This window comes from Aegicerativicinus sediminis, from assembly GCF_015476115.1.
GTDB classification, from domain to species: domain Bacteria; phylum Bacteroidota; class Bacteroidia; order Flavobacteriales; family Flavobacteriaceae; genus Aegicerativicinus; species Aegicerativicinus sediminis.
Genome location: NZ_CP064295.1, coordinates 4,065,511 through 4,078,025, shown reverse-complemented (window position 1 = coordinate 4,078,025; position 12,515 = coordinate 4,065,511). Strand labels below are relative to the sequence as shown.

The window sequence follows — 12,515 nt, the reverse complement described above, 5'->3', positions numbered from 1 at the left end:
GAAATGAATTAGCAATTAACTTTTGTAGTTTACTACATTTGCACAAATGTATAAAGATAGATGGTTTTAAAGGCTTTTAAGGCTAGATCAAATCAAAAATATATCGAAAGATTGCTCGCAACCCGCATACCTTCTGTTAATGACAACAAGGTAAGTTCGGTTGGGGTAATCTTGCATTTAGATGAGTTTTCAAATTTTGAACAGTTTCGGAATTTTTTTAAATCAATTGATTTACGCCCAAATCGGGTTAAGATTATTGCATATTCTCATGACGAACCTATGATTGACAAATTATGGGATTCTTATTTTAATGCAAAGGATATTGGTTGGAAAGGGAATATTGCGAATACCGAATTGGAGACATTTTTAAACCAACCTTTCGACCTTTTGATTTCCTATTATAAAAAGCCAGAACTTGAGTTAGATCTAATAACGGCAAAATCGACGGCTAATTTAAAGGTAGGATTATCGACAGAAGATCCTCGGCTTTACGATTTAATAATAGATTTAGAAACAAACCAATTTGATCTTTTTACTAAAGAATTGCTTAAATATTTAAGAGTGTTGAACAAGCTCTTACCAGAGTCAAAAATCAATGCTGAACAACTATAAATTATCTAATTAACAAACCGATGAAACAGTTTTATGGCACAGGTATAGCCATTGTAACCCCCTTTAAAGAAGATTTCTCAATTGATCATGAGGCTCTGGCTTCAATAGTGGATTACAACATAAAGAATGGAGTAGATTATATTGTTATATGTGGTACAACGGGCGAAAGTGTTACGACAACTCGGGAGGAGAAGAAACAGTTGGTCGCTACAATAAACGAAGCGAACAATAACCGTGTTCCCATGGTTTATGGAATTGGTGGAAATAATACCCAAGCGGTCATAGAGGAAATAAAGACAACAGATTTAAGTTTGATGGAGGGCTTGCTTTCGGTATCACCTTATTATAGCAAACCTCAACAAGAAGGTATTTATCAGCATTTCAAGGCGGTTGGCAAGGCTTCGCCAATTCCTGTAATCCTTTATAACGTTCCTGGTAGGACTTCCTCTAACATGCTTCCTGAAACCACTTTACGACTGGCAAAGGACGTTGATAATATAGTTGCTGTTAAAGAAGCAGGTAATAATGTGGCACAGTATTTAAAGTTATTACAACATAAGCCTGAAGATTTTTTGATTTTGTCTGGAGATGATGATTTGGCTTTAGGAGTAATATTGGCTGGTGGAGCAGGGGTTATTTCGGTAATCGGGCAAGGCTTGCCAAAAGAATTTACATCCATGGTTAACCTAGGTTTAGTAGGAAAAGCCACCGAAGCTTATAAATATCATTTTGATTTAATGGATTTAACTTCACTTATATTTAAAGAAAACAATCCAGCTGGTATAAAAGGTGTTTTAAGCCAATTGGGATATTGTAGAGACACAGTAAGATTGCCTTTGGTGCCGGCAACAGACTCTTTAAAAGTAGAAATCCGTACTGCACTTAAAAAATTAAATTATATAAATTAACGTTAATCTTATTTTAAACATTTACCCACGTCAAAATCATTGGATATTTTGCCGTGTAAAATAGTTTTTGAAATAAGGGAATAATCACTAATTTTGCGTCTTGTTTTTTGTGAATGAAATAGTTGCATTTTTAGAGGCAAGAAATAAAGAAGCAACGAACTGAATTGAATGAGGAATTTTTTTCTTTTATTATTAGGAATCACCGTTTTAACTTCATGTAGCGATTTCCAAAAGGTCTTGAAATCTGAGGATATTGCTGAAAAGTATAAATTCGGTTCAGATTTATACGACCAAGGCAAATACTCTAAGGCGAATAGATTGTTTGCCCAAATTGTGCCTAGTTATAGAGGTAAACCACAAGCGGAAAGGTTGATGTATTTATATGCTAAAACCTTCTATGAAATGAAGGATTATCACCTTGCAGGTTATCAATTCGAACGTTTTGCCGAATCCTACCCTAAAAGTGAAAAGGCGGAAGAGGCAGCATTTTTAGGTGCCAAAAGTTATTATGAACTTTCTCCTATTTATAGTAAAGAACAAAAAGAAACACACGAAGCCATAGATAAATTACAGTTATTCGTTAACCAATACCCAGATTCAGAATATCTTGAAGAGGCAAATAAATTGGTGAACGAATTAGATTATAAACTTCAGAAGAAGGCTTTTGAAATTGCGAAGCAATACAATACAACTGCTAATTTTGATTCTTCTGATTATGAAGCATCAATAGCTGCTTTTGAGGATTTTCTTTTTGAATATCCCGGTTCTAGTTTTCGTGAGGATGCAATGTACTATCGTTTCGATTCTGCATATCAGTTGGCAATTAATAGTATAGAGTACAAGAAAAAAAATAGATTGGATACTGCAAAAACTTATTACGATGCTTTATTGCGGTATTATCCAGAGACAAAATACAAAGATGCTTTGGTAGAAATGAGTAGCAATATGGAGGCTGCCATGGCACAATACAATACTAAAAGTTAATTATTAAAAGATGGATCTTAAAAAAACAAATGCGCCTGTTACTACTGTTACTTATGACAGAAATGTTTTGGATGAACCTACCAATAACATTTACGAGGCTATCTCTGTGATATCGAAAAGGGCAGAACAGATCAATACTGAAATTAGACGCGAACTAATTGATAAATTAGAAGAATTTGCAACTTATAATGACAGTTTGGAAGAGATTTTCGAGAACAAGGAGCAGATAGAAGTTTCCAAGTTTTACGAGAAACTTCCTAAACCGCATGCCTTAGCCATCCAAGAGTGGTTAGAGGATAAAATTTACTATCGCTTTACTGACGATACTCAACAAGCATAAAACTAAATGTCTTTTTTAAGCGGCAAGCGCATACTGTTAGGTATTACGGCAGGCATTGCCGCTTATAAAACGGCATCTTTAGTTAGGCTTTTTATTAAGTGTGGGGCTGAAGTTAAGGTGGTAATGACACCTTCAGCCAAAGATTTTATAACTCCACTTACTTTATCCACACTCTCAAAAAATCCAGTTTATTCATCATTTACTTCAGAGGAAGATGAAAATGAGGTATGGAACAACCATGTTGAATTAGGTCTCTGGGCTGATTTTTTTGTAATTGCGCCAACGACGGCTAATACTTTAGCCAAAATGGCCAATGGTATTTGCGACAATTTATTGATGGCAACTTACCTTTCCGCCAAATGCCCAATTTATTTTGCTCCAGCAATGGACTTAGATATGTACAAGCATGAATCTACTAAGACCTCCATTGAAAGATTACAAGAATTTGGCAATATATTGATACCTCCAGGAACGGGAGAATTGGCGAGTGGTTTGGTCGGTGAAGGCAGAATGGCAGAGCCAGAAGAAATTGTTGAATTTATTGAGAACTCAATATCCAGTAATTTAGCGCTAAACGGCATAACCGTTTTAATTACGGCCGGACCTACTTATGAGGCCATTGATCCAGTAAGGTTCATTGGTAATCATAGCAGTGGTAAAATGGGGTATGCGATTGCAGAGGCGGCATTAAAATTTGGAGCTAGGGTAATTTTAGTTTCTGGACCAACTTCAGAATCCCTTAGCCATAAAAATCTTACCATTGTGGATGTGATGGGTGCCGAGGAAATGTATCAAAACGTTCATAAATATTTTGGCGAATCGGACATTGCTATTTTATCAGCCGCGGTTGCCGATTACCGTCCAAAAACTGTTTCCAAACAAAAAATAAAAAAGCAAGATTCCACGTTTAGTATAGAACTAGTAAAGACTAAAGACATCCTTGCTTCTTTGGGAGAAATTAAAAAAGAAAAGTTTTTGGTTGGTTTTGCATTGGAAACAGAAAATGAGTTATACAACGCAAAGAAAAAACTGGCTAATAAAAATTTAGACCTAATTGTACTAAATTCTTTAAATGATGATGGTGCGGGTTTTGGAACCTTAACAAATAAAGTTACATTTATAACGGCGCAAGGCGATGTTTTCGAGGAAGGTTTAAAATCAAAAATGGAGGTTGCGGAAGACTTAATTAAACTTATAGTTACTTCTTATGTTATATAAATTAGTGCTTTTTTTCATAGCCATCGGTTTTAGCACATTTTGTTATGGGCAAGAACTTAATTGCAAATTGGTCGTTAATGCCATGCAAACGGGTAATGAACAAAATCAAATTTTTAAGACCTTAGAGAGACAATTAAATGAGTTTATAAATAACACACAGTGGACAAATAAAAACGCAAAGCCCCAAGAGCGAATTGATTGTAGTATGGTGGTGACCATTCAAGATTATAGCTCGGATATTTTTAGGGCAACTTTGCAAATTCAATCCTCAAGACCAGTTTTTAATTCAACTTATACAACTCCTATTTACAATTTTAATGATAGGGATTTTACATTTCAGTATTTAGAATTTCAGAATTTGGTATATAACCCTTCACAATACGAATCTAATTTGATATCTGTGTTAACCTTCCATATTAATATGATTTTGGGTATAGACGCTGATACCTTTGAACTAATGGGTGGAGAAACTTATTTTAAGCAAGCACAAACAATTCTTAATTATACTCAACAGAACAACTACAAGGGTTGGAAAGCTGAAGATGGGCAGCAGACAAGATTTATGTTAATCGACCAAATGCTATCAAATCAGTATAAAGAATTTAGGGATGCTATGTACAAATATCATAGGCTTGGCTTGGATGAGATGAGTACAGATGCTAAAGAAGGCAAACAATCTATAGCCGATGCCATCGCAGATTTGCGTACCATGAACAATAGAAGGCCAAATAGTTTTTTGTTGCGGGTATTTTTTGATGCGAAAGCGTCAGAAATTGAAGAAATTTTTAGTGATGGTCCTTCTATTACAATTACAACCGTGATGGATAATCTTAATCGAATTGCTCCAACACACGCTTCGAAATGGAGAAATATTAGTTACTAATTTTCTTGTTCAACTAATTTAGGCTTACCTTTAATTCACATCAAACGTTGTTGATTTATGCTTAAATCCTTAACCATAAAAAATTATGCCCTCATAGATGATTTGTCGGTTAATTTTCAACCAGGCTTTAATATAATTACTGGGGAAACAGGTGCGGGGAAATCTATTTTATTGGAGGGGTTGTCCTTGGTTTTAGGCAAGAGAGCTGATTTAAGTGCCATAAAAGATGATTCGAAAAAGTGTATTATTGAGGCAACGTTTAACATTGAATCTTACCAATTAAAGCCAATTTTTAAAGAAGAAGATTTAGATTATGAACCAAATACCATTTTCAGAAGAGAAATATTGCCTTCGGGTAAGTCTCGCTCATTTGTAAATGATACCCCGGTTAACCTTAGTTCAATGCAACTCTTAGGTGAGCAGTTGTTGGATATTCATTCGCAGCATCAAACTTTAGAATTAACAGACGACGATTTTCAATTCCGATTGATCGATGCATTAGCCGATAACTCTAATCTTTTGGTTGATTACAGTCGTCGGTTGGTGGATTTCAAAAAACTGAATAAAGAAATAGAAGGATTAAGAAGGACAAAGTCAGATTTAATTAAGGAATATGACTATAATACCTTTCTCCTAAATGAGCTTTTGGAAGCCAAACTAAATAATGGCGAACTTGAAGAGTTAGAAAATGAATTGGATGTATTGCAAAATGCAGAGAGTATTTTAGAGCATCTCAGTACAACCAGTAAGATTTTATCTGAGGAGGAGATGGGGATTCTTAATTTATTGAGGAATGCAAAGTTTGAAATCAATAAAATTGCCGGATATAATAATAATTTCCAAGCCATTTTGGAGCGCATTCAAAGTATTTACTTAGAGTTAGAAGATGTCTCCTCAGAAGTTGCGGAATTAATGGATACTTTAGAAACGGACCCTAACCGTTTACAATTGGTAAATGATCGAATTTCTTTGATTAATACATTAATGCACAAACATCAGGTAACTGAAGTTTCAGAACTTATCGGTATTCAGAATAGCTTAGACTCTAAAATTCTTGAGTCTGATTCCATCGATGAAAGCTTAAAATTAAAAGAATTCCAAAAGGAAGTTCTTCAAAAGGAATTAGAGAAATTGAGCAGAACTATTAGTGAAAATAGAAGTTCAGTATTGCCCGATCTGATATCGAAACTCAAAAATATATTAAGTTCTTTGGGAATGCCGAATTCGGATTTTAAAGTTGTTCTTCGACAAACTGATCAATTTTTTCATAACGGGTCGGATACTTTGGAATTTTTATTTACTGCAAATAAAGGTGGCAACTACCTAGAATTGAAAAAGGCTGCTTCTGGCGGTGAGTTGTCTAGAATTATGTTAGCCATGAAGGCCATAATTTCGCAATATATTAAACTCCCAACCATAATTTTTGATGAGATAGATACGGGTGTTTCAGGCGAAATTTCTGATAAAATGGGGGTTACAATGAAAGAGATGAGCAAATTTATGCAGGTTTTTTCCATTACCCACTTACCCCAAATTGCGGCTAAGGGAGACCATCATTTTAAAGTGTTTAAAACTGAGGTAGATAATGTTACTTCAACATTCTTGAAAAAACTTTCAGCGGAAGAGCGTATAACTGAAATCGCTTCAATGCTAGGTGGCCCCAAATCTTCAAACTCCGCTATTGCCCATGCAAAGGAATTATTGAATTAATACTATCTTTGCTTTATTCATATCTAATCATCTAATCATAACATTTTAGGAATGGCATACAATTTACTTAAAGGGAAAAAAGGAATCATTTTTGGTGCTTTAGACGAAAATTCTATTGCTTGGAAAACTGCAGAAAGAGTGCACGAAGAAGGTGGTTCTTTTGTGTTGACGAATGCTCCAATCGCAATGAGAATGGGACAAATTAAAGATTTAGCGGAAAAAACAGGGTCAGAGATTGTTCCTGCCGATGCTACCAATCTAGAAGATTTGGAAAAACTGGTTCAACAATCCATGGAAATATTAGGAGGAAAGTTAGATTTCGTGCTTCATTCCATTGGTATGTCGGTAAATGTTAGAAAAGGTAGAGCCTATACGGATCAAAATTATGATTGGACTCAAAAAGGTCATGATGTTTCAGCCTTGTCCTTTCACAAAGTAATGCAAGTACTTTATAAGCAAGATGCAATGAATGAGTGGGGTAGTATTGTTGCCTTGACCTACATGGCGGCACAACGTGTTTTCCCAGATTATAATGATATGGCTGACAACAAAGCTTATTTAGAAAGCATTGCCCGTAGTTTTGGTTATTTCTTCGGAAAAGACAAAAAAGTAAGAGTAAATACAATTTCCCAGTCACCAACTCCAACAACTGCTGGACAAGGTGTTAAAGGTTTTGATGGATTTATTGCATACGCGGATAAAATGTCTCCTCTCGGCAACGCAACCGCTTTGGATTGCGCAAATTATACAGTCACCCTATTTAGTGATTTAACTAAAAAAGTTACTCTTCAGAATTTATATAATGATGGTGGCTTCAGTAATATGGGCGTCAGTAATGAGGTAATGGAATCTTTTTTGGAGGATAAATAGTAGTTCTCAAAAACTATAAAATAAAATGTTATTTCTGATGCAGCGATTACAATGAAGTCACTACAATTTTCCTTTGTAATTCCGGTATTTAATCGTCCCGATGAAATAAAGGAATTGTTGGAAAGTTTTTGTCTTCTTTCATTTGAAAACCCCTATGAAATTATAATCGTTGAGGATGGATCTACAAATTCTTCCAAAGAAGTTTGTTCTACTTTTAAAGATCAGTTAAACATAGTATATTTAGAAAAATCAAATTCTGGCCCTGGGGATTCAAGAAATTATGGAATGGCTCGTGCCACAGGGAATTATTTTATAATTCTAGATTCAGATTGTATTTTGCCTACACAATATTTGCAGAAGGTTCATACATCTCTTAAAGAGGATTATGTAGACTGCTTTGGTGGTCCTGATGGTGCACATGAAAGTTTTTCTGAAATTCAAAAAGCGATCAATTTTGTTATGACTTCTTTTATCACTACCGGTGGTGTTAGAGGAAATAAGAACCATATAGTTAATTTTGAGCCAAGGAGTTTCAACATGGGAATTTCCAAGGAAGCATTTGAGGCTACTAAAGGTTTTGGAATTATACATCCGGGAGAAGATCCGGATTTATCCATTCGGTTAAAAAAACTAGGGTTCAAAACCCGATTGATTTCTGAGGCCTTTGTGTACCATAAACGCAGGGTGGATTTTGGTAAATTTTGGAAGCAGGTTAACAAGTTTGGCTTGGTTAGGCCAATATTGAACAAATGGCATCCAGAGTCTTCCAAACTGATATTTTGGTTTCCGACACTTTTTGTGTTAGGGTTTATAGCTTCTGTATCCTTAGCTATATTCGGAATACATTCGCCATTGGTCTTATTTGGCATCTATACTTTCATGGTTTTCTTTGTGGCTTTAATAAGGACAAAAAGCATGAAAATTTCATGTTATTCTATGGTTGCAATGTATTTGCAATTTTTTGGTTACGGTTTAGGTTTTTTTAAATCAAGTATTGCATTAAATTTGATGGGAAAGAACCCGGAAGAAGAGTTTCCCCAACTATTTTTCAATCATGGTTAATAAAATACGCTCCAAATTATTTCAGTCCTTCCATAACAGAAGGCTGCATATGTTTGGACTGTTTTTAATTCTTTCCTTTATTTTTCTATTATTAACCAAATTTTCAAAGATATATCACGAAACGGTTCGGCTTCAATTGGCCTATGATAACTTGCCTAGTGACATCGTGATCGATTTAGAAACTCCTAAGGAAATTGAAATAGAAGTTGAGGGAGTCGGATTCAGGCTTTTGCCTTATTATTTAAAAAAACCAATATTAACTCTGGATGCTCAAGAGGATTTAAAGATGCATGGTGATGAATACCTATGGACTCCAGATTTGAACGATGAAATATTCAATCAATATTTTAGCTATAGCATTGATAAATTGGCCATTGAACCAGATAGTATAATTATTCCGTTTTCTGTGCTGAAATCTAAAATGATACCAGTAAAGGTAATATCCGAAATTAAGCTTAGCCCCGGATATAATTTTGGTGATTCTCTTAAGGCAGTGCCTGATTCAGTTAAAGTAATAGGAGGTAAGGAGGCACTTAAAGAAGTAGCGATGGTAGAGACAAAACCTGTTAAAAAAGCTAATTTAAGCACCGACATTTCTGAGACTATAGAATTAGATATAAAGAAGGAGGCAGTTTATAAAATTGAACCGACTTCAGTGACGGTAAAGGCAAAAATTGAGAAATTTACAGAAGGCATTTTAGAAATTCCGGTTATCGTTAAGAACTTACCAAAGAATATTAAGATTAACTATTTTCCTAAGTCTATACCTGTTTCCTTTTACGTTCAATTATCAAAATACAATGAGGTAACGGTTGACGACTTTGCAATTGAGTGTAATTACGATGAAATAAAAAATACACAAAAATCATTCTTTACGCCTCGTTTAATTAAGGTGCCAGAATTGGTAAAAAATGTTCGCCTTAGACAGGATAAAGTTGAATTTATACTTACCAAATGAAAATTATTGGCTTAACGGGAGGAATTGGTAGTGGTAAAACTACTGTGGCAAATATGTTCCGGGAACTGGGTGTGCCGGTTTATGTTGCAGATTTGGAGGCTAAGAACCTGATGAATACCTCCAAGGTTATCAAGCGCCAATTAATTGAAAAGTTTGGAGATCAGGCATATTCTAACGGGGAATTGAACCGTAATTTTCTTGCGGCAAAAGTTTTTAATGATGAAGTGGAATTGAAAAAAATCAACAATATTGTTCATCCTAAAGTAAAGGAACATTTTGAAAAATGGCTCACCAAACAAACTTCACCGTATATTATTAAAGAAGCAGCAATCATTTTTGAACATAATCGACAACATGAATATGATGCTATTATCCTTGTTGTTTCTGATAAACAAAAAAGACTTGAACGCGTAATGAAAAGGGACAATTCTACAAGGGAAAAGGTTATTTCAATTATGAATAACCAGATGGCCGATGACGTAAAAATTCCCCTTTCTGATTATATAATAGAAAACACTACAATAGAGGATACCAAAATTCAAGTTGAGAAATTGCACCAAAAGCTTCTAGAATCCTAATATTAAAGGAATTTTCTCATATGTTAAGGATTGGTTAAAGGCCAAAATTCCTAAATGTTAAAATGTTAAATTTGGGCGATGGGCAAAAAGCTTTTCATTCTGCTGGTGGTGTTAATGAGTTTGTCGTTGATCGGAATTATTTTCGTGCAGGCATATTTTATTAATCGCTCTTTAAAAAATGAAGAAAGGCAATTCACCTTAAATGTTAAACGCTCTTTAAGTGTTGTTTCTCGTGATTTAGAAAATAAGGAGTTCCATGAATTTAGTAGTAAATTTTTGGAGCTTTTGGAGAATGGCAAGGATCCTGATAGTACCATTAGAGGTATTAGTATTTGGGATTATGATGAAAGGTCTAATCAAATGACCTATTACGAAAACAATATTATTGAGGAAAATTTTAAGGTTCCGTCATTGTTCTTTGACATAGGTTTAGACAGTGTAAACATAAGCCGCTTTACCAACATGAAATACTCTCAGGTCTTTGATAGGACTGACCTCAATTCTGAATTTCAGCTAGATTCTGAAAAAAAATTGCAGGAATTTAGGGAGTTGCCCGAATTGGATAGAAAATTGTTTGAAACTACATTTAGGGATCGCTTCAAGAATTATCCGATATATAAGCGAATATCAACGGATGAAGTTGATGACTTATTGGGCAAACAATTAATTGGCAATGGAATTGAAATTGATTATGAGTTTGCCATTTTTGATAGGGATTTAGCGACCAAGGTGCAATCAAATAATTTTGAATTCTCTACGGATTCGACTCTTGGGGTACCAGTTTTCTTAGATAACAATAACGAGAGTAATTATACGCTTTATGTGAACTTTCCCAATCGCAGACAATTTTTGTTTTCAACTATAATGGGAATGATAGTGTTGTCTATAATTTTTACTTCAGTTATAATTTTGGCATATAGTAGTGCCATTTACCAACTGATAAGACAAAGACAGATTTCACAGATTAAGACGGACTTTATCAATAATATGACCCATGAATTTAAAACTCCAATAGCTACTATCAATTTGGCCTTAGATTCTATAAGAAATCCGAAGATAATGTCGGATCCAGATAAAGTTTCGAGGTATTTGGGAATGATTCGAGATGAAAACAAAAGAATGCATGCTCAAGTAGAGAATGTCCTCAGGATTTCTAAATTGGAAAAAAACGAATTAAATATTAGTAAGGAACGTGTTAAGATACACGACTTAATTGAGGATGCCATGAGCCATGTGGAGTTGATTGTTGAAGATAGAAATGGCTATATAAAATCGCATTTAGACGCCCCTAAATCTTCGGTTTTAGCAAATGAATCGCATTTTACAAACGTGCTTGTAAATATTATGGACAATGCCGTTAAGTATTCTAGCGATGAACCAAAAATTGACATTTATACAGAGAATGTTGGAAATAATATTCTCATTAAAATAGCTGATCAAGGAAATGGAATGTCTAAACAAGTTGCAAAACGCGTGTTTGAAAAGTTCTATAGAGAACACACCGGCAACGTGCACAACGTTAAGGGACACGGTCTAGGTTTGGCCTATGTAAAAAGGATTGTAGAAGACCACCATGGTCATATATCAGTAGAAAGTGAAAAAGGAAAAGGTAGTGTATTTACCATTAAATTACCGTTAATATCATAAATTATGGAAGAACAAAACAAGAGAATTCTGTTAGTTGAAGATGATCCCAATTTCGGGACCGTGTTGAAGGATTATTTAACCATGAACGACTACGATGTTACTCATGCTAAAAACGGTATGGAAGGCTTCGAAAAGTTTAAAAAAGACGATTATGATCTGTGCATTTTAGACGTCATGATGCCTTATAAGGATGGTTTTACGTTAGCTAAAGAAATTAGAGAAAAGAATTCTGAAGTGCCGATTATATTCTTAACTGCCAAGGCAATGAAAGAAGATGTCTTGAAAGGTTATAAAGTTGGCGCCGATGATTATCTCAACAAACCTTTTGATAGTGAGGTGCTTTTAATGAAAATAAAGGCTATAATCCAAAGAAAGGCAAACGATTCCATTGCGGATAGTAAGCAATTCGAATTTAAGATTGGTCGGTTTGATTTAAATTCAAAGCTCAGATTCTTAAAATTTGATGGTGGAGAGCCAGTAAAATTGTCACCAAAGGAAAATGAACTTTTGAGGTTATTAGCATTACATGAAAATGATCTAATGCCACGGGAATTGGCTCTTACTAAGATTTGGAGAGACGATAATTATTTTACTTCTAGGAGTATGGATGTTTATATCGCCAAATTGCGTAAGTACTTAAAGCCTGATCCTAATGTTGAAATCCTAAATATACACGGAGAAGGTTTCAGATTGGTTATAAATAAAGACGAAGAATAAAATTCACATAAAGTGGGATAAAAACTCC

Annotated in this window: 13 protein-coding genes; all 13 read left to right on the top strand. The window is 34.6% G+C overall.

From position 1 onward, the window contains the following. Window positions 1-60: 60 nt before the first annotated feature. The 13 genes from ISU00_RS17570 (at window position 61) to ISU00_RS17510 (ending at window position 12,487) form a co-directional block, all read left to right on the top strand. On the top strand, window positions 61-612 hold the full coding sequence (locus ISU00_RS17570; RefSeq protein WP_394368523.1) for a DUF6913 domain-containing protein: 552 nt from the start codon (window positions 61-63) through the stop codon (window positions 610-612). A gap of 20 nt (window positions 613-632) precedes the next feature. After that, complete coding sequence (gene dapA / locus ISU00_RS17565; protein WP_228851976.1) at window positions 633-1,520, top strand: 4-hydroxy-tetrahydrodipicolinate synthase; 888 nt, start codon at window positions 633-635, stop codon at window positions 1,518-1,520. Window positions 1,521-1,688: 168 nt separating this feature from the next. Next, window positions 1,689-2,504 carry an outer membrane protein assembly factor BamD gene (locus ISU00_RS17560; protein WP_228851975.1) on the top strand — a complete coding sequence of 272 codons (816 nt, stop codon included), beginning with the start codon at window positions 1,689-1,691 and terminating at the stop codon, window positions 2,502-2,504. 10 nt (window positions 2,505-2,514) lie between these two features. Continuing rightward, a complete protein-coding gene (locus tag ISU00_RS17555) occupies window positions 2,515-2,844 on the top strand; it encodes a DNA-directed RNA polymerase subunit omega (protein ID WP_228851974.1) in 330 nt (109 codons plus the stop codon). Window positions 2,845-2,850: 6 nt separating this feature from the next. Further along, on the top strand, window positions 2,851-4,062 hold the full coding sequence (gene coaBC / locus ISU00_RS17550) for a bifunctional phosphopantothenoylcysteine decarboxylase/phosphopantothenate--cysteine ligase CoaBC (protein WP_228851973.1): 1,212 nt from the start codon (window positions 2,851-2,853) through the stop codon (window positions 4,060-4,062). After that, the gene (gene porD / locus ISU00_RS17545) at window positions 4,052-4,945 is read left to right on the top strand and encodes a type IX secretion system protein PorD (protein ID WP_228851972.1); all 894 of its coding nucleotides are present in this window, start codon (window positions 4,052-4,054) and stop codon (window positions 4,943-4,945) included. Before coaBC ends, porD begins: the two co-directional genes overlap by 11 nt. Before the next feature lie 57 nt (window positions 4,946-5,002). Next, complete coding sequence (gene recN / locus ISU00_RS17540; protein ID WP_228851971.1) at window positions 5,003-6,655, top strand: DNA repair protein RecN; 1,653 nt, start codon at window positions 5,003-5,005, stop codon at window positions 6,653-6,655. 51 nt (window positions 6,656-6,706) lie between these two features. Next, on the top strand, window positions 6,707-7,525 hold the full coding sequence (locus tag ISU00_RS17535; RefSeq protein WP_228851970.1) for an enoyl-ACP reductase FabI: 819 nt from the start codon (window positions 6,707-6,709) through the stop codon (window positions 7,523-7,525). 51 nt (window positions 7,526-7,576) lie between these two features. Beyond that, window positions 7,577-8,587 (top strand): glycosyltransferase, encoded by a 1,011-nt coding sequence (locus tag ISU00_RS17530; protein WP_228851969.1) that lies wholly within the window; start codon window positions 7,577-7,579, stop codon window positions 8,585-8,587. Next, window positions 8,580-9,545, top strand: a complete 966-nt coding sequence (locus tag ISU00_RS17525; protein WP_228851968.1) for a CdaR family protein — start codon at window positions 8,580-8,582, stop codon at window positions 9,543-9,545. The genes ISU00_RS17530 and ISU00_RS17525 overlap by 8 nt, the downstream gene beginning before the upstream one ends. After that, the gene (gene coaE / locus ISU00_RS17520; protein ID WP_228851967.1) at window positions 9,542-10,123 is read left to right on the top strand and encodes a dephospho-CoA kinase; all 582 of its coding nucleotides are present in this window, start codon (window positions 9,542-9,544) and stop codon (window positions 10,121-10,123) included. Before ISU00_RS17525 ends, coaE begins: the two co-directional genes overlap by 4 nt. Window positions 10,124-10,201: 78 nt before the next feature. Further along, the gene (locus ISU00_RS17515; RefSeq protein ID WP_228851966.1) at window positions 10,202-11,770 is read left to right on the top strand and encodes a sensor histidine kinase; all 1,569 of its coding nucleotides are present in this window, start codon (window positions 10,202-10,204) and stop codon (window positions 11,768-11,770) included. 3 nt (window positions 11,771-11,773) lie between these two features. Then, window positions 11,774-12,487 carry a response regulator transcription factor gene (locus tag ISU00_RS17510; protein WP_228851965.1) on the top strand — a complete coding sequence of 238 codons (714 nt, stop codon included), beginning with the start codon at window positions 11,774-11,776 and terminating at the stop codon, window positions 12,485-12,487. The last annotated feature ends 28 nt before the right edge of the window (window positions 12,488-12,515 follow it).

Excerpts from the sequence above, each read along its gene's own strand:
- ISU00_RS17570 (WP_394368523.1), top strand. The coding sequence starts at position 61 with ATGGTTTTAAAGGCTTTTAAGGCTAGATCAAATCAAAAATATATCGAA.
- dapA (WP_228851976.1), top strand. The coding sequence starts at position 633 with ATGAAACAGTTTTATGGCACAGGTATAGCCATTGTAACCCCCTTTAAA.
- ISU00_RS17560 (WP_228851975.1), top strand. The coding sequence starts at position 1,689 with ATGAGGAATTTTTTTCTTTTATTATTAGGAATCACCGTTTTAACTTCA.
- ISU00_RS17555 (WP_228851974.1), top strand. The coding sequence starts at position 2,515 with ATGGATCTTAAAAAAACAAATGCGCCTGTTACTACTGTTACTTATGAC.
- coaBC (WP_228851973.1), top strand. The coding sequence starts at position 2,851 with ATGTCTTTTTTAAGCGGCAAGCGCATACTGTTAGGTATTACGGCAGGC.
- porD (WP_228851972.1), top strand. The coding sequence starts at position 4,052 with ATGTTATATAAATTAGTGCTTTTTTTCATAGCCATCGGTTTTAGCACA.
- recN (WP_228851971.1), top strand. The coding sequence starts at position 5,003 with ATGCTTAAATCCTTAACCATAAAAAATTATGCCCTCATAGATGATTTG.
- ISU00_RS17535 (WP_228851970.1), top strand. The coding sequence starts at position 6,707 with ATGGCATACAATTTACTTAAAGGGAAAAAAGGAATCATTTTTGGTGCT.
- ISU00_RS17530 (WP_228851969.1), top strand. The coding sequence starts at position 7,577 with ATGAAGTCACTACAATTTTCCTTTGTAATTCCGGTATTTAATCGTCCC.
- ISU00_RS17525 (WP_228851968.1), top strand. The coding sequence starts at position 8,580 with ATGGTTAATAAAATACGCTCCAAATTATTTCAGTCCTTCCATAACAGA.
- coaE (WP_228851967.1), top strand. The coding sequence starts at position 9,542 with ATGAAAATTATTGGCTTAACGGGAGGAATTGGTAGTGGTAAAACTACT.
- ISU00_RS17515 (WP_228851966.1), top strand. The coding sequence starts at position 10,202 with ATGGGCAAAAAGCTTTTCATTCTGCTGGTGGTGTTAATGAGTTTGTCG.
- ISU00_RS17510 (WP_228851965.1), top strand. The coding sequence starts at position 11,774 with ATGGAAGAACAAAACAAGAGAATTCTGTTAGTTGAAGATGATCCCAAT.